The organism is Amycolatopsis nigrescens CSC17Ta-90 (assembly GCF_000384315.1).
Taxonomy (GTDB): domain Bacteria; phylum Actinomycetota; class Actinomycetes; order Mycobacteriales; family Pseudonocardiaceae; genus Amycolatopsis; species Amycolatopsis nigrescens.
Genome location: NZ_ARVW01000001.1, coordinates 6,838,156 through 6,856,721, shown reverse-complemented (window position 1 = coordinate 6,856,721; position 18,566 = coordinate 6,838,156). Strand labels below are relative to the sequence as shown.

At 71.3% G+C, this 18,566-nt stretch carries 18 protein-coding genes; 8 read left to right on the top strand and 10 right to left on the bottom strand.

The features are described from left to right. Positions 1–42 precede the first annotated feature (42 nt). Positions 43–705 carry a response regulator gene (locus AMYNI_RS0132535; RefSeq protein ID WP_040406128.1) on the bottom strand — a complete coding sequence of 221 codons (663 nt, stop codon included), beginning with the start codon at positions 703–705 and terminating at the stop codon, positions 43–45. Further along, positions 695–2,716, bottom strand: a complete 2,022-nt coding sequence (locus tag AMYNI_RS47515; protein WP_020672287.1) for a histidine kinase — start codon at positions 2,714–2,716, stop codon at positions 695–697. The genes AMYNI_RS0132535 and AMYNI_RS47515 overlap by 11 nt, the downstream gene beginning before the upstream one ends. A gap of 183 nt (positions 2,717–2,899) precedes the next feature. On the opposite strand from AMYNI_RS47515, the gene AMYNI_RS0132525 reads away from it, so the two are divergent. From AMYNI_RS0132525 to AMYNI_RS47510, 4 genes are read left to right on the top strand one after another with little or no spacing between them, the layout of a single operon-like run. After that, positions 2,900–4,555, top strand: coding sequence for a carboxylesterase/lipase family protein (locus AMYNI_RS0132525; protein WP_245574046.1), 1,656 nt, complete (start codon positions 2,900–2,902; stop codon positions 4,553–4,555). Positions 4,556–4,601: 46 nt separating this feature from the next. Then, positions 4,602–4,874 (top strand): hypothetical protein, encoded by a 273-nt coding sequence (locus AMYNI_RS0132520; protein ID WP_157357529.1) that lies wholly within the window; start codon positions 4,602–4,604, stop codon positions 4,872–4,874. After that, positions 4,871–5,968 carry a hypothetical protein gene (locus AMYNI_RS0132515; RefSeq protein ID WP_020672284.1) on the top strand — a complete coding sequence of 366 codons (1,098 nt, stop codon included), beginning with the start codon at positions 4,871–4,873 and terminating at the stop codon, positions 5,966–5,968. The genes AMYNI_RS0132520 and AMYNI_RS0132515 overlap by 4 nt, the downstream gene beginning before the upstream one ends. Next, a complete protein-coding gene (locus AMYNI_RS47510) occupies positions 5,965–6,501 on the top strand; it encodes a YbaB/EbfC family nucleoid-associated protein (RefSeq protein ID WP_020672283.1) in 537 nt (178 codons plus the stop codon). Before AMYNI_RS0132515 ends, AMYNI_RS47510 begins: the two co-directional genes overlap by 4 nt. Positions 6,502–6,515: 14 nt before the next feature. On the opposite strand, the gene AMYNI_RS0132505 is transcribed toward AMYNI_RS47510, so the two are convergent. Continuing rightward, entirely contained in the window at positions 6,516–7,460 is a 945-nt protein-coding gene (locus AMYNI_RS0132505) for a serine hydrolase (RefSeq protein WP_020672282.1), read from the bottom strand. 5 nt (positions 7,461–7,465) lie between these two features. Next, positions 7,466–8,413 (bottom strand): LysR family transcriptional regulator, encoded by a 948-nt coding sequence (locus tag AMYNI_RS0132500; RefSeq protein ID WP_020672281.1) that lies wholly within the window; start codon positions 8,411–8,413, stop codon positions 7,466–7,468. Between the two features lie 128 nt (positions 8,414–8,541). Between AMYNI_RS0132500 and bla the strand changes: the two genes are divergently transcribed. Continuing rightward, complete coding sequence (gene bla / locus AMYNI_RS0132495; protein ID WP_020672280.1) at positions 8,542–9,456, top strand: class A beta-lactamase; 915 nt, start codon at positions 8,542–8,544, stop codon at positions 9,454–9,456. A gap of 71 nt (positions 9,457–9,527) precedes the next feature. On the opposite strand, the gene AMYNI_RS0132490 is transcribed toward bla, so the two are convergent. The 4 genes from AMYNI_RS0132490 to AMYNI_RS0132475 are packed head-to-tail and all read right to left on the bottom strand — an operon-like array spanning position 9,528 to position 13,359. After that, entirely contained in the window at positions 9,528–11,819 is a 2,292-nt protein-coding gene (locus AMYNI_RS0132490) for a heavy metal translocating P-type ATPase (protein WP_020672279.1), read from the bottom strand. A 24-nt stretch (positions 11,820–11,843) separates the two neighbouring features. Then, positions 11,844–12,785: a hypothetical protein gene (locus AMYNI_RS0132485; RefSeq protein WP_026361221.1), complete on the bottom strand. Its 942-nt coding sequence runs from the start codon at positions 12,783–12,785 to the stop codon at positions 11,844–11,846. 46 nt (positions 12,786–12,831) lie between these two features. Next, on the bottom strand, positions 12,832–13,041 hold the full coding sequence (locus tag AMYNI_RS0132480; RefSeq protein WP_020672277.1) for a heavy-metal-associated domain-containing protein: 210 nt from the start codon (positions 13,039–13,041) through the stop codon (positions 12,832–12,834). A gap of 36 nt (positions 13,042–13,077) precedes the next feature. Beyond that, a complete protein-coding gene (locus tag AMYNI_RS0132475) occupies positions 13,078–13,359 on the bottom strand; it encodes a metal-sensitive transcriptional regulator (protein WP_020672276.1) in 282 nt (93 codons plus the stop codon). 310 nt (positions 13,360–13,669) lie between these two features. On the opposite strand from AMYNI_RS0132475, the gene AMYNI_RS0132470 reads away from it, so the two are divergent. Genes AMYNI_RS0132470 through AMYNI_RS0132460 form a run of 3 tightly spaced genes read left to right on the top strand, consistent with a single transcriptional unit; the run spans position 13,670 to position 15,522 of the window. After that, positions 13,670–14,092: a DUF4396 domain-containing protein gene (locus AMYNI_RS0132470; protein WP_020672275.1), complete on the top strand. Its 423-nt coding sequence runs from the start codon at positions 13,670–13,672 to the stop codon at positions 14,090–14,092. Positions 14,093–14,133: 41 nt separating this feature from the next. After that, positions 14,134–14,994, top strand: coding sequence for an alpha/beta fold hydrolase (locus AMYNI_RS0132465; protein WP_020672274.1), 861 nt, complete (start codon positions 14,134–14,136; stop codon positions 14,992–14,994). Between the two features lie 54 nt (positions 14,995–15,048). Next, positions 15,049–15,522 carry an SRPBCC domain-containing protein gene (locus tag AMYNI_RS0132460; RefSeq protein WP_020672273.1) on the top strand — a complete coding sequence of 158 codons (474 nt, stop codon included), beginning with the start codon at positions 15,049–15,051 and terminating at the stop codon, positions 15,520–15,522. 2 nt (positions 15,523–15,524) lie between these two features. Here AMYNI_RS0132460 and AMYNI_RS0132455 read toward each other — a convergent pair whose 3' ends face one another. Together AMYNI_RS0132455 and AMYNI_RS0132450 are read right to left on the bottom strand one after the other, a co-directional pair. Next, positions 15,525–15,929, bottom strand: coding sequence for a GNAT family N-acetyltransferase (locus AMYNI_RS0132455; protein ID WP_020672272.1), 405 nt, complete (start codon positions 15,927–15,929; stop codon positions 15,525–15,527). A gap of 34 nt (positions 15,930–15,963) precedes the next feature. After that, entirely contained in the window at positions 15,964–18,483 is a 2,520-nt protein-coding gene (locus AMYNI_RS0132450) for a molybdopterin-dependent oxidoreductase (RefSeq protein ID WP_020672271.1), read from the bottom strand. Positions 18,484–18,566: the final 83 nt, after the last annotated feature.

The following is an 18,566-nucleotide window of genomic DNA, read 5'->3' as shown; positions in this document are numbered from 1 at the left end:
CACCGACCCCGGTCACTCGTCGCCGGAGCCGGAGCCGGCGGGTCAACGGCCGATCAGGCCGGCGTTGTGCGCGGCGAGACCGGCCTGGGTCCGGTTGGCGCAGTCGAGCTTGACCAGCATCCGGGAGACATAGCCCTTCACGGTGGCTTCGGTGAGGAAGAGTCGCTTGCCGATCTGGGCGTTCGACAGGCCTTCGCCGAGGCAGATCAGCACCTGGGTCTCGCGCTCGGTCAGGCCGGCGATCAGGCGGCGGGCGTTGTCCCGGTGCCGCTGCTCCGCCGACGAAGCGGCGAGCAGCCGCCGGGTCGCTTCCGGGGACAGCACGGTGTGCCCGTCCGCGGCGACGTGCACCAGGTCGATCAGGTCCTCCGGCGGCGTCGACTTGAGCAGGAACCCGGCGGCGCCCGCGTGCAGCGCGCGCAACACGTACTCGTCGGCGTCGAAGGTGGTCAGCACGACGATCACCGGCGCGTCCGGCCGCGCGCGGATCCGCTCGGTGGCGGTGAGCCCGTCCGTGCCCGGCATCCGGAGGTCCATCAGGACGACATGCGGCCGGTGGCGGAGGACGTCCCGTTCCGCTTCCGCACCGTCGTGCGCGAGCCCGACCACCTCGATGTCCGCCGCGGAACCGAGAATCGTCCGCAGGTGCGCGCACACCATCGGCTCGTCGTCGACGATCAGCACCCGGATCGGGTCAGTAGTCATGGTTCTCCGTGGGGTCGCGCGCCTGCACGCCGGTCGGCACGTACGCCGGGAGTATCGCATCGACGGCGAACCCGCCCTCCGGCGTCGGCTCGGCCCGCAACGTGCCGTCGATCAGCTCGACGCGGTGCCGCAGGCCGGTCAGCCCGGTACCGGAACCGCCCGCGGCGAGCCCGGGATCGCCGCCGGGCGGCACGTCGGGCGGACGTGCGTTGCGGACCTCGACCCGCACCCCGTCCGCCGCGTACCGGACGCGCACCCGGACCGCCGCCCCGTGCGCGTGCTTGCGCACGTTGGTCAGCGCCTCGCGGACCACCCGGTGCGTGGTGCGCGCGATGGTGGGCGAGAGCGCGGCCGGGTCGCCGTCTTCGACCAGCTCGACGGGAATGCCAACGGACGCCGACTCCGCGGCCAGCCCGGCCAGATCGGTCGCGGCTTCCGTGCTCCCCGCCGGGGCGCGCAGCGCGCCGACCAGGTCGTGCAGCTCGGTGAGGGCCTGCTCGCCGGTCGCGACCAGCTCGGTCGCGGCGTCCCTGGCCTCGGGCGAAGCATCCTCGACCAGCAGGGCGGCCCGATCGAGCATGTGCCGCACTCGCCCGGCGACGATGTCGCGCATCTCCCCCGCGATGCCGGCCCGTTCCTCGGCCATCGCCCGCTCGGCCCGCAGCGACCGCTCCCGCTCCGCTCGCTCGGCCCGGTCCACCAGCGCCGCGATCAGTCGCCGCCGTGCCGCGGTGTACAGCCCGAGCAACGCCGGCACGCCCACGAACACCGCGGCGACGGTGATCACCGGCAGCTGCGGCGTCCACGGCCGGGCGATGAGCACGAACAACCCGAGCAGCGGCACCGCGCCGGCGACCGGACGCCGGGCGTGCGCGCCCACCGCGAAGGCCGCCACCGGCACCACCGCGGGTAGGAGCGCCAGGTGCGCGCCGCCAGCCGACGGCCATGGTGGCGGGAGCAGGAGCAAGGCCAGCGCGGCCAGCAGCGTCATCACGGCCGCCGACGCCGGGTACCGCCGGCGCGCCACCATCGCGACCGCGGCCGGCAGTTGCACCAGGATCTGCGGCCACGGCACCGTCAAGGCGAACCCGCCAGGCCGGAAGGAAAGCACCACGATCGTGCCCAGGAACGTCCAGGCGACGCAGGCGGCGGCGATGCCGACATCCGTGCCACCGATACCGGGCCTGCCCGCGGGAGCGGGACGTTCGCGCGGCGGGACTTCCCGCTCCCTGGCCGGGGCGTCGCGCAGCACCCCGATCAGGTCGCGCAGCTCCGCCAGCGCGTCGCAACCGGTGGCGCGCACGTCCTCGGCCGCGTCCCGGGTACGCCGGCCGGTCGCGGTGACCCGCAGCGCGCCCGCGTGCAGCACCATCAGGCTGACCCGGTGCGTGACCACGTCGTGCAGCTCGGCCGCCAGCCGCGTCCGCTCGGCCGCCCGTGCCCGCTCGATGAGCAGGTCCCGCTCCAGTTCGGCCCGCTCCGCGCGATCGGTCAGCGCGCTCACCAGCTCCTGCCGCGCCACCAGGTAGAAACCGAACAGCATCGGCGCGCAGACGTAGAGCAGCCCGGCCGCACCGGCGGTCACCGACGTCGACCACGGGTGCACAGCGACGATGGCCAGCAGCACCGCGATCGCCCACGCGCGCCGGCGGTCCCGGAGGTAGACGTAGCCGGCGTAGAGCGGGAACGCCGGCGCCAGCGGCATCAGCAGGTTGGTCGGCTCGTCCGCGGTGACGGTCTGACCGGGCGCGAGCAGGGCCCAGGTCGCCAAGCCCGCGGCGACCACGGCCACCGGCGCGAGCTGCACGTCGATCCGGCGGCGCCATGCGGCCCGCAGACCGGCCGCGACCAGCACGAAACCCGCGGTCCCGGCCAGCGGGTTCAACGCGGCCTCGCCGTCCGGCAGGAACAGCGGCAGCACGCAGGTGAGGCAGCCGAGCACGACCAGCACGGCGCCGTCCAGTACCCGCTCCCGAACGGGCCACCCTGGCGCGGACGACGCGAACACCATGCGGTTCACCGTAGGTCCGCGGCGGCCCGTCGGCCGCGAAGAACCGACGAAGGATGCCAAGGTGCGGCCCGGGCACCCACTTTCGTAGGTGTCGGGTGCGGCGTTGGCGGCTAGTGCACGAGCTCCGACCGCTGCTGCACTGAACGGTAATAGCTTCACGAGACCCTGAAGGGGGACGCGGAAATGAAGGGCTGGCGAGGGCGGGCCGCGATGGCACTGCTGGGCTCGACCGGTTTGGCGGGTGGCCTGCTGCTGGGCGTCAACGGGCAGGCCGCCGAACCGGACGGCACCGAAGTGCGCACGGACGCGGGCGTGGTGCGCGGCGCAGCGGGCGAGCAGGCCACGGTGTTCCGCGGGATTCCCTACGCGGCACCGCCGGTGGGCGAGCTGCGCTGGCGGGAACCGCGGCCGCCCGCACCGTGGCCCGGCGTGCGGGACGCGACCACCGCCGGCCCCGCCTGCGCCCAGGGTCCTGGCGAACTGCCCGGCGGCAGCACCAACGAGGACTGCCTGTACCTGGACGTCACCAAGCCGTCCGGGAACAGTGGAGCCACCGGAGGGACCGCCAAGCCGAAACCGGTCATCGTGTGGGTGCACGGCGGCGGGTTCTACATGGGCGCTGGCGGCAACTACGACGCGCAGCGGATGGCCGCGCAGGGCGACGCCGTGGTCGTGACCCTGAACTACCGGCTCGGTGTGTACGGCTTCTTCGGCTACCCCGGCCTGGACGGCTCCGGCACGTTCGGGCTCGCCGACCAGCAGGCCGCGTTCTCCTGGGTGAGCCGCAACATCGCCGCGTTCGGCGGCGATCCCGGCAACGTCACCATCGCCGGCCAGTCCGCCGGCGGGGTCAGCAATTGCGCGCACCTGACGTCGCCGTCCGCGGCGGGCTTGTTCGACAAAGCCGTGCTGCAGAGCGGATCCTGCGAGCTGAGCTGGACGGCCAACACCGAGTTCCGCGGCCAGCCCGCCGACGCGATCTACGAGCCGCTGCCCGCGTTGCAGGCGCAGGGGCGGCGCACCGCGGCCGACCTCGGCTGCGGCGACGCGGACCCGGCGACGGCCGTCGACTGCCTGCGCGCGCTGCCGGTGGACAAGCTGAAGGGCGTGCAGCAGAAGTTCATCCAGCCCGCCTACGGCACGCCGATCCTGCCGGAGAACCCGGCCGAGGCGGTCCGCGCTGGCCGCTTCCACCGGGTGCCGGTGCTGTCCGGCAACACCCGCGACGAGGCCACCCAGGCGACGTCGAGGTACGACAACTTCCAGTTCGCGATGAGCGAGCAGACCTTCGACGCGGTGATGACGGAGACCTTCGGCGAAGACGAGGCGAAGGTACGGGCCCGGTACCCGCGGCAGGCGTACGGCTCGGCCGCGCTGGCCTGGGCCGCGATCACCACCGACCGCAAGTGGGCGTGCACGCAATACGCCACGTCCAGGGAGCTGGCCCGGTACGTGCCGGTGCACCAGTACGAGTTCGCCGACCCGGAGCCGCCCGCGCTGTCCCCGCTGCCGCCGACGATGCCGATGGGCGCGCAGCACGCGTCCGAGCTGTGGTCGCTGTTCGACCTCGGCGGCATGCCGGCCAAGTTCACCCCGGAGCAGCAGCGCCTGTCCGAGCAGATGATCGACTACTGGACGCGTTTCGCGGCCACCGGCGATCCCGGCCGCGCCCCCGGCCCGCGGTGGCCCGCGTTCGGTCCCAGCGACAGCGACGCCCCGAATGAAGTGCCCTACGTCCAGGGCCTCGCCCCCGGCAGGGACGGCATCGGCCCGGTCGATCTGGCGCAACGGCACCAGTGCGGCTTCTGGTCCGAACTGACCGGAGGAAATCATGGGTGACGGTTACACGGTCAACACCGGCGACCTGCGGAGCGCGCGGAGACACGTGGACGCCGTGGTGGAAGTTCTGGAGAACGCCAAGGACAAGATCGCCAAGACGGCCGAGGAGAACACGGCTTTCACCGGTGGCGAAAATCCGGGAGACCTGTTCGCGCGAGTGGCACCGAGGTTCGACGACGTGCGCTTCTACCTCGGCCGGATCCTCCTCGACAACATGGAGAACCTCCGGCTGTGCTCGAAGGCGCTCGAGGAAATAGCGTGCCGCTATGACGAACAGGAAGGAGCGGGCGCCGGAACGTTCGGGAGGTTGCCGTCATGACCTGGGCCGACGACATGGCGATGCACTCCGCTACGTTCCGGGAGATCTGGCGCGAGAACTCCCTGGAAGGATTCGGTAACGACCCCGCTCAAACCGAGCAGTCGATCCGGGACATGTTCATCGAATTCGCGTCCGGCGACCCGGACTCCACCAATTCGATTATGAATTACCTGAGAAGCGCCATGAAAATCCTCGAACAGGACGAGAGCAGCACTTTCGACAGCGCCCGGAGCGATCTCGCCGATTGGCGGGGTGACGCCGCCCGAGAGTTCGACGAATACCTGGGCCGGATGAAAGACGCGGTGCACAACGTCCGGACGATCATCGACGCCGCCCTGCGCTCGGTGGAGGCTTACCAGGAACTCCTGAGCTCGCTGCACAACGACGTCAACGAGCTGGTCGAGCAAACCCATGACGCGCTGGACAAGGTGGCCGAAGAAAGAGCCGACAGGAACGAGCGGATGAGACTCACCATCCTCAGATCGGTCGTCGAGTTCGGGGCCGGGCTGGTGACCGGTGGTGCTACCGGAGCCCTCGCCGCGGCCGGCAACGCGTTGGCCACCGGCCCGCTCAGCAAGAGGATCATCGAGGTCGGCGGGTCGACGGAGGGCGACGTGATCCTCGACATGGTGTCGCAGGGCCGGGGCATTCTCGACGAGGCCAGGGAGAGCCGATACCGGGTCGAGAAGGCGCTGTACGAGGTGACGGTCTTCCTCACCGATGCCAAACCGGCGGACCAGAGCGTCGACGACTTCCACCCGAATCGGCTGCGTCCGGCACGACCGGCGATCATCACCGACGACGAGTTCGACCAGGACCAGTTTCATCCGGACGACCAACCCGCGCGGGACCGGCGCGGCGTGCGCGACGACGATCTGGTGGCGGAACCGGAAGTCGGCCGCGACCACGAGCGGGATCACTTCCTGCGGCCGCCGGAGAACAAGGTGCCCAAGGACAAGGCCGAGGACCGGGACGTGGTGTGGATACCCGGCTACCAGGGTGATCCCGACGCACCGGACGAGCCGAGGGGCAAGCGCGGTCCGGACATCTACGACGAGAACGCGACCTCCCCCGACGGCGGGCTCGCGCGGTGAACGACGACCGGTCCGCGCGACTGGCGGCCAGATCGGAGGCGCTGCGGGAGAAAACGACCCGCCGGCGCCAGGCACTGGAATGGGCCGAACAGCGAACCGCCGCGGTGCGGGGCTCGGCGGCGTCCGGCGACGGGCTGGTGCGGGCCACAGTGGACAGCACCGGCCTGCTCACCGGGCTGGAGCTGGCCGCCGGGGTGCGGGCGGCCAAGCCGGCCGAGCTGGCGCGCGTGATCACGGTCGTCGTGCGGCGGGCCGCCGCACACGCTCGCGGCCAGGTCGCGCAGACCTACGAAGGGCTGCGGAACGAGGGCGTGCTCAGCGAGCTGCCGGCAGGGCTGCTGCCCGCTCCGGACGACGGGCCGGTGACGTTGCTCGCCGCACCCGCCGGAACTCCGCCCCAGCAAACGGATTCACCCATCCTGCGCCCGGCGAACGACACGAGGCCACCGGATCGACGGGCGGCTGAACAGCGGGCGCGGCGGTCCGATGAGGACGAAGGCCCGCCGAGCAGCTGGCTGGTCCGCCCGCCCTGAGCCCGCCGACAACCTCAGCGGCGCAGGCTCTCGAACGCGGAACGGGCGGCGGCACCGATGGCGAGATCGATGTCGTGCGCGATGCTCGCCCGGCGGTGGGACCGGGTGAGCGCGGCGATCGCCACCCGGTCACCGGAATCCGAGGTGACCACGCCGATCTCGTGCCGCAGGTGCAGGAAGGTGCCGGTCTTGCCGCTGACCCGCACGGTGTCCGCGCGCAGGTCGCTGGAGAGGCGCTGGTTGAAGACCTGCAGCGCCATCAGCCGGCGTAGCTCGGCGGTGGCCTCCGGGTGCGAGATCCGGTCGAGCCAGATCCGCTGCAGCAGCTCGACCAGCGCCGCCGCGCTGCCGACGTTGGCGTAGGCGGGATCGAGGGTCTCGATGGAATGCCGGCCGGCAGTACCATCGCGGCCATCACGGTCGTCGCGGATCGCGAGTTCCAGTGCCAGCCCGAAGTCGTCGCCGGCGACACCGGCGGCGCATTCGTACATCCGGTGCATGCGGTGCCGGACCCGGATTCCCGCGCATCCCCATTCGCGCAGGCGCTCGTCGGCCGCCTCCACCCCGATCAGGTCGAACAACGCGTCCGCGCTGGCGTTGTCGCTGACCGTCAGCATCTGGTGGATCAGGTCGGCGACGGCCAGCGTCGTGGCGTACCGGAACGCGGCCACCCCGGTCGGGCCCAGGCTCTTCGTCGCCGGGTCGACGGTCACCGGCATCGCCGGATCGAGCGTCCTCCCCGCGATCCGGTCCAGCACCACCAGCGCCAGCGGGACCTTCACCACCGACGCCAGCGGCACCGGCGCGGACACGTCGAACCCGAGTTCCTCGCCGGTGTCGATGTTGCGGGCGAGCAGGTGGCCGGCGGCACCGACCTGCCGCCACTGCCCGGCGATCGACTCGGCGACGGACAGGAGTTCGGCGGTGGTGGCGACATACGCCGGACGGGGTGGGGACATCCGGGTCATCCGCGCGCCGCCAGCCGGGCACGGGCGTCCGGCCCTTCCGGACCTCCTGCCGCGGTGGACTTCCGGGCGGTGCCGGCTCCGATCGCGTCGGCGAGCAGCGGTGCCAGCCAGTCGGGCGCCGCGCGACGGCCGGCCGTCGCGAGCTCGTACCCGCGATGCAAAGCCGTGTCCGCCAACGGTGACCACGCCAGGTCGTGGCGGCGGGCGAACGGCTCGGCGCAGAGCAGCACGGCATGCCCGGCGAGCGTTTCGGCCACCGCGGTGGCGGCCGATGCGACCTCCCGGACGCGTCCCTCCGACAGGCCGGCACGGGCGGCGGCCTTGCGGAACCGCTCGGCCGCGAAGCCGATCCCGTCCTCGGCGGTGACGAGGATCGACGGCGACACTTCGCCGCCGGCGCCTCGACGTGGCCGCAGGTCTTCCAGGTGCGCGGCCCGGCCGGGCGAGCCGGACGGCGGGGCCGCGGAGGCCAGGCCGAGCGGGACGACCTGGGTCGCGGTCTCCGGCGGCACCCGCAGCAGCGCGGAGGCCAGCGCGCCCTCCGTCAGGCCGGCCGCCCGTTCCTCGGCGGGCAGTTCGTGCACGCCGATCGTCACGCCCCGCTCCCGTCCGGCACGGATCACCCTGGCCAGTGCCACCGGGTCGCAGTCCGGTGGCACCCCGAGCGCGTGCGCCGCCGAGGTCAGCGCCGTCCTGGCCACCTGGCGCAGCTGGTCGACGCGGCCCAGTACGTCCTTGGCGTGCGGAAGCAGCAGCACGCCGAGGTCGGTACTGCTGATCTGGCGCCGGGAACGGTCGAACAGCTCGCCACCGAGGTGCTGTTCGAGGAGCTTGATCCGCCGGCTGAGCACCGGCTGCGCGATGTCGAGAAGGTCGGCGGCGGCGGTGAAGCTCTCCTCCTCCGCTACGGCGACGTACGCCTCCAGGTGCGCGAGCAGGTCCATCGCTCCATCTATATCAAAAAGGTATGGGTCGTTCAATTATGTGTCTTGGACATGGAACGGTGCCGCTGGTTGGCTCGGGTCGACGCCGAATCCGTGACCCTCGATCCTCAACCCTCAACGGAGTGCCGATGACCCGCAACGTGTCCCTTTCCCGTCGTTCGATGCTGCGCGGCGGACTCGCCGTGTCTGCCGGTCTGCTGACGACCGGCTACCTCGGCGGGATTCCCGCGTCGGCGGCGGATGGCTCAACCATCTACCGCGAACTCCGCGCGCTGGAACAACGGCACAGCGCCCGGCTGGGCGTCTACGCGGTCAACACCAAGACCGGCGCGACGGTGGCCTATCGCGCGCAGGAACGGTTCCCGCTCTGCTCGACGTTCAAAACCCTTGCCGCCGCGGCCGTCCTGCGCGACCTGGACCGCGACGGGGAGTTCCTGGACAAGGTCATCCGCTACACCGAAAAGGACCTGGTGAACGGCTCCCCGATCACCAAGGACCACGTGGGCGAGGGCATGCGCGTCGGCGACCTCTGCGCCGCGGCGATCTGCTACAGCGACAACACCGCGGGGAACCTGCTGCTCCGCCAGCTCGGTGGCCCCGGCGGTGTCACCGGGTTCTGCCGCTCGATCGGCGACCACCGCACCCGCCTCGACCGGTGGGAGCCCGAGCTGAACACCGCCATCCCCGGCGACCCGCGCGACACCACCACCCCCGGCGCGATCGGGCGCGACTACGGCCGGCTGGTGCTCGGCGACGCGCTCGACCCCGGGGACCGCGCCCGGCTGACCGGCTGGCTGAAGGCGAACACCACCAGCGGCAAGCGGTTCGGGGCCGGGCTGCCCGACGACTGGGAGCTTGGCGACAAGACCGGCTCCGGCGACTACGGCACCACCAACGACGTCGGCGTGGCATGGACCGCCGACGGCACGCCGATCGTGCTGGCCGTGCTGTCGACCAAGCACACCCAGGACGCGGCCTATGACGACCTGCTGATCGCCGACACCGCCCGGCTGCTCCCCGGCAGCCTCGCCCCCGGAAGCTGAGCCGGCACAACCAGGACAACACGGTCTGCCGCCCCGACTATCCGTTGTGGACAGTCGGGGCGGCAGGCCGGTCAGTTCGCTTTCGCGGCCGGGCCGTCCGTACCGCGGAAACCGCGGAGCCGCAGGCTGTTCGAGACCACGAACGCCGAGCTGACGGCCATCGCGGCACCGGCCAGCATCGGGTTCAGCAGACCGGCCGCGGCCAGCGGCAGTGCGGCCACGTTGTAGGCGAACGCCCAGAACAGGTTGCCCTTGATGATCCGCAGCGTCCGGCGGGACAGCCGGATCGCGTCCGCGGCCGCCCGCAGGTCGCCCCGCACCAGGGTGAGGTCGCCCGCCTCGATGGCGACGTCGGTGCCGGTGCCCATGGCAAGGCCGAGGTCGGCCTTGGCCAGTGCGGCGGCGTCGTTGACCCCGTCGCCGACCATGGCCACCACCTTGCCCTCGGCCTGCAGCCCGGCGATCACGTCGGCCTTGTCCTTGGGCAGCACCTCGGCGATCACCTGCTCGATGCCGACCTCGGCGGCCACCGTCCTGGCCACCGCCTCGTTGTCCCCGGTCAGCAGCACCGGGGTGAGTCCCAGCGCCCGCAGCCGCCCGACGGCCTCCGCCGAGGTGGCCTTGACCGTGTCGGCGACCACCAGCACCGCGCGTGCCCGCCCGTCCCAGCCGACGGCGACCGCGGTGCGGCCCTGCTGCTCGGCTTCGGCCTTCGCGGCCGCGAGATCCGCGGGCAGGTGCTGACTCCACTGCTCGAGCAGCGCCGTCCTGCCGACGAGTACCGCGTGACCGTCGACGACTCCTTGCACCCCAAGGCCTTCGGTGTTCTCGAAGCCTTCGACCGCCGGGAGCGTGCCGATTCGCTCGCGGGCGTCGCGGGCGATGGCCTGCGCGATCGGATGTTCGGAGGCGTCCTCCAGCGCTCCGGCAAGGCGCAGCACCTCTTCGGTGTCGGCACCTTCGGTCACGTGCACGTCCACCAGCGACATCTGCCCGGTGGTGACGGTGCCGGTCTTGTCCAGCACGACCGTGTCCACCCGCCGGGTGGACTCCAGCACCTCGGGGCCCTTGATCAGGATGCCGAGCTGGGCGCCCCGCCCGGTGCCGACCAGCAGCGCGGTCGGGGTGGCCAGGCCGAGTGCGCACGGGCAGGCGATGATCAGCACCGCCACCGCCGCGGTGAACGCCGCCGACGCGGTGCCGCCCGCACCGAGCCAGAACGCCAGTGTGCCCAGCGCCAAGGCGATCACGATCGGCACGAAGATCGCCGAGACCCGGTCGGCAAGCCGCTGCACCTGCGCCTTGCCGGTCTGGGCGTCCTCCACCAGCTTGGCCATCTGCGCGAGCTGGGTGTCCGAGCCGATCCGGGTGGCCCGCACGACCAGCCGTCCGCCGGCGTTCACCGTCGCGCCGACCACGGCGTCGCCCGGCCGGACCTCCACCGGCACCGATTCGCCGGTGAGCATGCTCGCGTCCACCGCGGAGCTGCCCTCGTCGACGATTCCGTCGGTGGCGATCTTCTCGCCGGGCCGGACCACGAACCGGTCCCCCACCACCAGCTGATCGGTGGGGATGCGCTGCTCGCCGCCGTCCCGCAGCACGGCGACCTCCTTGGCGCCCAGTTCCAGCAGGGCGCGCAGGGCGGCACCGGCGGTTCGCTTCGAGCGGGCCTCGAAGTAGCGCCCGGCCAGGATGAAGGTGGTCACCCCGGCGGCGACCTCCAGATAGATGTTCCCGTCACCGGCCATCGGCGGGCTGGTCAGGCTGAACGGATGGGTCATGCCGGGCACGCCCGCGCTGCCGAACAGCAGCGCGTACAGCGACCACCCGAACGCGGCCAGGGTGCCCATCGAGATCAGCGTGTCCATGGTCGCGGCGCCGTGCCGCAGGTTGGCCCACGCCGCCTCGTGGAACGGCTCCGCGGCCCACACGACCACCGGTGCGGCCAGCACCAGCGAGATCCACTGCCAGTAGGTGAACTGCAGCGCGGGCACCATCGCCATCGCGATCACCGGCACCGACAGCAGCACCGAGACGATCAAGCGCTGCCGCAGCGACCGCGTCGGATCTTCTTCGCCCCCTTCACCTTCCGCGCCTTCCGTGCTTTTCGCGCTTCTCGGCGTCGGCAGGGTGGCGGTGTAGCCGGCGGCCTCCACCTGCTGGACCAGCTGTTCGGGTTCGACGCCGTCGGGGTAGGCGACCTTGGCCTTCTCGGTGGCGTAGTTGACCGTGGCGGTGACGCCGTCCAGCTTGTTGAGCTTCTTCTCGACCCGCATCGCGCAGGATGCGCAGGTCATCCCGCCGATCGCCAGCTCGACCTCACCGCGGCCGGCGGTGAGCCTGGCGTCCACGTTCGAAGTCATCGGGCTCTCCTTCCTTCTCGCGGATCAGCCGTGGCCGCCGTGACCGTCACCGGTCGCGGGCGCCTGGGGCTGGGGGGTGCTTGTGGTGGGCGCGGTGAACTCGGCGGTGCGGACCGTCCCGGCGTGCTGGAAGTCCAGGAACAGCCGGTAGGTACCGGCCGAGGGGACCTCCGCGTAGAAGGTGACCGCCGGCCCGGCGGGTGTCCGGCCGTCGCCGGGCGCGCCGTCCGGGTGCACGTGCAGGTAGGCCAGGTCGCCGCCGCGCAGCGCGACCAGGTGCCCGTAGGCGCCGAGGTACGGCTGCAGATCGGTGACCGGCCTGCCGTCCTTGGTCACGGACAGGGTCACCTTCGAGGAACGCCCCGGGATCAGCTCGCCGTCCAGGCGCACCTGGTAACCGTCCACGGAGGCGTCACGTGCGGGCGGGTATTCGACGTGCTGGTAGGAGCCCGCCGTGGCGAGGTCGACGCCGAGGGTCATCCCTTCCCCGCCGGCCGGGGTGAAGTCGGCGAAAGCGCGGTAGCTGCCGGCCTGCGGCAGGTTCAGCGGCACCGTCCAGGTGCCGTCCGCGGCGAGTTCGGGATGCAGGTGCTGGTAACCGGCGGTGTCCCGGCGCACCACGATCAGGTGCAGCCGCTTCTCGTGCTCGACGTCGAACCGGGTGACCGGGCGCCCGTCGGGGCCGGTGATCTGGAAGGTGAAGGGTTGAGCTGTCCCCGCGGTGAGCGTCGTGTCGGTGGGCGTGAGGGTGTAGCCGCCCCTGGATGACGCCAGCCCGCCGGGCTGGTCGGGTTGCGCAGTCTCCGCGACGGTGCCGCTGTGGGTGTCCCCGTGCCCGGCGTCCTCGCCGCCGCGCGCGCCGGCAGCACCGGCGAAGGGACCGACAGCGGTGCCGGCCGCCCAGCCGCCACCGGCGACCAGTGCGAGCGCTACACCGTAGGCGGAGAACTTCATGGCAGTGTTCATGTCCATCCTCTGCGGGCAGGCCGCCCGCGGTCAGGGAGCCTCCGCGCTACGCGGCGGTCAGCTCATATCCGGCTTCTTCGACGGCCGCTCGCACATCCGCGAGGCCGGGTTCCTGGGAGCCGGTGACGGTGACGGCGCCGCTGGGCAGGTCGACCGAAACCTCGGTCACGCCGTCGATCTTGCCGACCTCCTCGGTGACCGCGCGGACGCAGTGCTCGCAGGTCATGCCGGTGACGGTGTAGGTGACCTCTGCCATGGTTCGCTCCTCGTTATTTGTTGCTGTTGCTGGTGGTCAGGACTTGACCAGTCGGGCGATCGCGTCGCTGGCCTCGCGGACCTTCTCGGTGGCCGTGTCGCCACCCTCGGCGATCGCTTCGGCTACGCAGTGCTTCAGATGCTCGTCGATCAGCCCGAGGGACACCGACTGCAGCGCCTTGGTCGCGGCCGAGATCTGAGTCAGCACGTCGATGCAGTACTCGTCGTTCTCCACCATCCGCTGCAACCCGCGGATCTGACCTTCGATCCGGCGCAGCCGCTTGAGATAGCCGTCCTTGTCGTTGCCGTAACCCCTCATGACCGTCTCCTCGCTCCATGTCGACCCTGCCAACGATACCCTAGGGGGGTAGGGCAGTCAACGTGACCGGCGGCCGCCTCGCGCGAGTCCCGCCTTCGGACACCGCGAGTTCCACGTTCGCGTGCGGCGAGTCCCACGTTGGAGTTGTCATCGGACACAACCATAGATACCCCCCTGGCGTATACGGCCGCCTCCTGCTAGCTTGTCTCTCGCATACCCCCACTGGGTATGCGAGAACGCGACATCTCGGAAGGCAGCACCCATGTCCACTGAGCACGATCAGCATTCCCACCCACCGGCGACCTGGGGCATGGCCGCGTCGGCCACCCTGCACTGCCTCACCGGCTGCGCCATCGGCGAGATCCTCGGCATGGTCATCGGCACCGCGCTCGGCCTGCACAACGTCGCGACCATCGTGCTGGCGGTCGCACTGGCGTTCGTCTTCGGTTACGCCCTCAGCATGCGCGGTGTGCTTCGCGCCGGCGTCGGCATGAAGCAGGCTTTCAAGGTGGCGTTGGCCGCGGACACGGTGTCCATCGCGGTGATGGAGATCGTGGACAACGGGGTGATGGTGATCGTGCCCGGCGCGATGGACGCGGGGCTGGGCAACCTGCTGTTCTGGGGCGCACTCGCCCTCTCGTTCCTGGTCGCGTTCGCGGTCACCATGCCGGTCAACAAGCTGATGATCGGACGCGGACTCGGCCACGCCAAAGCGCACGCCTACCACCACTGAATGCCTGCGGAGGGCCAGCGGATTAGGGCAGGATCGAGGTCATGACCCAGACCGAACCGACCTTCGTACTGGTGACCGGATCGGGCGCCACCTCGTTCCTGTGGAACCCGGCGGCCGGGGAGATCGTGCTGCGCGGGCACCGCGCCCTGCCGGTCGAACTCCCCGGCCACGGGTTCGACGCGGTCTTCCCGGACGGATACGGGAGCCCGCAGGATCTCGAGCGGTTCACCGCCGCGCCCTCACCGCTGGCGGGGCTGACCCTCGACGACTACGCCGAGCACACCCTGGGCATCGTGCGACGGGCCGCCGAGCACGGTCCGGTCGTGCTGGTGGGCCACAGCCTCGGCGGCAGCACCGTGACCAGGGTCGCCAACACCGCCCCCGAACTGCTGGACAGCGTGGTCTACCTCAGCGCCTACTGCTGCGTGGACTCCAGCACCGTGATCGCGTACGCCCCCACCTCCCCCGCGCCGGACAGCCCGCTCGCGCGGGCGCGGCGGATGGTGTTCCTCGGCGATCCCAGGCAAACCGGCGTGACCAGGACCAACCCGCGGACCGGCGACCCCGACGTCCTCGCCGTCCAGCACGCCCTGCTCATGGCCGAACTCGACCCCGCGCAGGTACCGGCGGTGCTCGCCTACGCCACCCAGCCCGACGAACCGCTGCAGGTCGTACTGGCCGACGCCAAGGTCGACGCCGACACCTGGGGACGGTTGCCGCGCACATACATCCGCACCGACCAGGACGAGGTCGTCCCGCTCGAAGTGCAGGACCGCATGATCGCCGAAGCCGACCGGCTCACCCCGTCGAACCCCTTCACCGTGCACACCGTGGCCGCCGGCCACTTCGCCCCGATCACGCACGCCGCCGAAATCGCCGGCCTCCTCACCAAGGGCAAATAGCCGGCTTTTCGCCCTTCACCGCGAAGGGCGGCTCGTGGTAGAACAAGTTCTAGCATGAGTTCGTCATCGAGCCACACCATCGAGTCGATCGCCGTCGAGATCGCCGCGCCGGCGCCGTTCGTCTGGGACCTGCTGGTCGACTATCCCAGCTATCCACTGTGGAATCCGTACACCGTGGCGGTGCAGACCACCTTGGCGGTGGGCGACCCGATCGAGCTGACCCTGCCGAACCCGGACGGCTCCGGCGGCACCTTCGTCAACCGGGAGTACATCCGGGTGGTCGACCCGCCACGGCAGCTGCGTTACGACACCGGGAACGAGCTGCCCGGCATCTTCGGCAGGCGAGACCAGTACGTGGAGCGGCTCGGCCCGGACCGGTGCGGCTACCGCACCACCGAGGTCTTCTCCGGCGAGTACGCCGAGCAGATCTTCGCCTCGCACGGCCCCTGGGTGAAGGCGGGCTTCGACGCGGTCGCCCGCGCCCTCAAGGCCCACGCCGAAACCCGCTGGGCCGCCCGCACCGCCTGAGCTCAGCTCGTGGCCTGAAGTTCGATCAGCCCGGCGTCGGTGGGGCGGAACCCGCAGGAGCCGAAGTAGAACCCGCGCAGCTCCGCGCCGAAGTCGACATGCAGCCAGGTGCAGCCGGCCTGTCGGGCGGCCTCGGCCGCGCGGGAGACGAGCTCGGTGCCGATCCCCAGGTGCTGATGGTCCGGCCGGACCTTGGGGTCGAGCAGGAAGGCGTGATCCGCCCCGTCCCAGGCCAGGTTGACGAAACCGAGCAGGGTCCCCTCCGGCGGCCGCGCGGTCACCCAGCCCAGGCTGTGCGGGCGGATCCGGTCCCACCAGCCCGGCTCGGCCTTGCCGCCGTGCGACCGGGTCAACGCGACCAGTTCCTCGTCGGCGAGTTCGGCCCGCCACCGGTAGTCGATCCGCATCCCGTCATGTTCGCAGCCGGCGGGAGCGTCCCGGTCAGCTCCCGTCGTCGGCGAGCAGCTCCACCCTGGCCGGCACGTTCTTGTGCCAGGGAGTGCCGAAGAACTTGTCCCGGCGGGCACCGGAGGTGAGGCTGTTGAGCGCGACCCCGACCGTGTGCTCACCGTCCGCGCCGGGATAGGACACCCCCATCCCGTTCGGCAGCGAGATGTGTCCCGGCTGCATCACGTCGCTGACTTCGACCGGTGTCCGCGCCGATCCGGAAGCGGTGACCACCCGCACCACGTCGCCGGTCTCGATGCCGAGCCCGCGGGCGTCCGAACCGCAGATCCGCAGCGCGCCCTCTCGATCCCGGCGGCGCCACTCCGGGTCGCGGATGATCACGTTCGCGGTGAACGACCGGCGCTCGCCCGCGGAGAGGATGAACGGGAACTCGGCGCTGGCGTAATCCGGCTCGACTGCCCCGATCCTGGCCAGTTCCTCGAGCAGCAGCGGGATCGCGGCGTGGATCTTGCCGTCCTGGTGCTGGATGTACTTCCAGGCGTCGGAGTACCGGTCCTCGGCGAACAGCACCCCTTCGCGCCGGGTGCGGAACGCCTCGAAGAGCTGCTCCCCCTGAGCGAAGCCACGTGCGGTGAAACCGGCCCGCGCGACGGCGTCCGGCTGGGCGATCGCGCACAGCTGGGCGAGGCCCCACAGCAGCGCCATCGGCCGCTCACCACCGGGCAGCGTCTCCCCCAGTGTTTCCCCCAGGGTCCGGTACAGCAGGTACGGGGCCAGCCCGGCCAGCTCCGGCCGGTTCTCGATCGCGGCGAAGAACGCCAACGCGAAAGCCTGCCTGCCGACCCGCGCGGCCGCGGTCAGCTCCTCGATCAGCCCGCTGTCGACGACCCCGAGCCGGTCGATGACGCCGGCGTAGATCTCCGGTTCCGGCCGGGTCCCCGGCAGCGGGTCCAGCAGCGGGGCCCGCACCTGGAACACGTTGTGCGGGAAGTGCAGGGTGAACAGGGAGGACTCGTGCTTCTCGAACTGGCTGGCCGCGGGCAGCACGTAGTCGGCGCAGCGGGCGGTCTCGGTCAGCGCCACGTCGACCACCACGGAGAGCTCCAACTCGGCCATCGCCCGGCGGAACCGCGCCGACTCGGCCAGTGAATGCGCCGGGTTGGACGCGTCCACCCACATCGCGCGGAGCCGGTCCGGATGGTCGGTGAGGATCTCGTCGGCGATCGCGTTGCAGGGAATCAGCCCGCCGATGATGTTCGCGCCGCTGACCGGGGTAGTGCCGCCGGCGTCCGGCCTGCCGAGCACGTCGGCGACGCGCCGCGCCGCGGGAACGGCGACCGTTTCGAAGAACGCCCGCAAAGTGGTGTCCGCGACCAGGTTCGCGGCGTCGCGGGTACGACGGCGGCGGGCCGCGAACGCTAGCGAGCGCCGCAGCGGTTTCGCGCCCCATCGCATCGCGGCCAGGCCGAGCGCGCGACGGGCCCGGTACGCCCGCGGCGCACCTTCCGCCCGCGGGACGGGATGCCATCGCCCGGCGATCGGGAACACCCAGGAGTGGATGTGCACGCCACCGGGCTTGGCGAAGTTGCCGGTGAGGATCCACAGCATCTTGTTCAGATAGGACACCAGCGTGCTGTTCGGGGACTGCTGCACACCGAGATCCTCATAGGTCGCCGCGCTCTTGGCGGCGGCGATCCGGCGGGCGGCGGCCCGGATCAGTTCCTCGGGCACTCCGCAGCGGCGCGCGTGGTCGCCGATGTCGACCGCGCGCAGGGCGCTCAGCACCTCGTCGATGCCGACGGTGTGCTCGGCGAGCCAGTCCCGCGCGGTCAGCTCCTCCTGCACCAGGGTGGCCGCGAGCGCGGAGACGCACCAGGCGTCGGTGCCTGGCCTGATCCGCAGGTGGAAGTCCGCCATCGCCGCGGTCTCGCTCACCCGGGGGTCGATGACGATGATCGCCCGCTCCGGGTCCCTCGCCAGCTCGCGCAGGACCGGGCGCGCCCTGGCCACGCCGTGCGACTGCCACGGGTTCTTGCCGATGAAGATGGCCACTTCGGTGCGCTCGAAATCGCCCGCCGTGTGGTTTCCGTACAGCTGCTGGTCGACCCATGCTTCGCCGGTCTTCTCCTGCGCCAGCGCGTTCGACATGTACTGCGCGCCGACCGCGTGGAACAGGGCGCGGCCATACGCGCCGCCGAGGTGGTTGCCCTGGCCGCCCCCGCCGTAGAAGAAGATCTTGTCGCCGCCGTGGGCGTCGCGGACCGCGGCGAGCCGCTGCGCGATCTCGTCCAGCGCGGTGTCCCAGTCGATCTCCTCATAGCTGCCGTCCGGACGACGGCGCAGCGGGGTGTCCAGCCGATGTGGACCGTTCTGGTACTTGTCCAGCCGCAACGGTTTCTCACAGGTGTAGCCGGCCGACCCCGGATGGTCCTTGTCGCCGCGGATCTTGACCAGCTTCCGGTCGGCGACCTGGACCTCCAGCCCGCAGTTGCACTCACACAGGATGCAGGCGGTCTTGCCCCACTGCGCGTCCCTCCCCGTTTCGGCGGTCATGACGCGCTCCCCTCGATCGACGGCGACCCTGTTACTACTTTGGAGTAACTATGGAGGCTGCCATAGTGCTGAGTCAAGGGTGT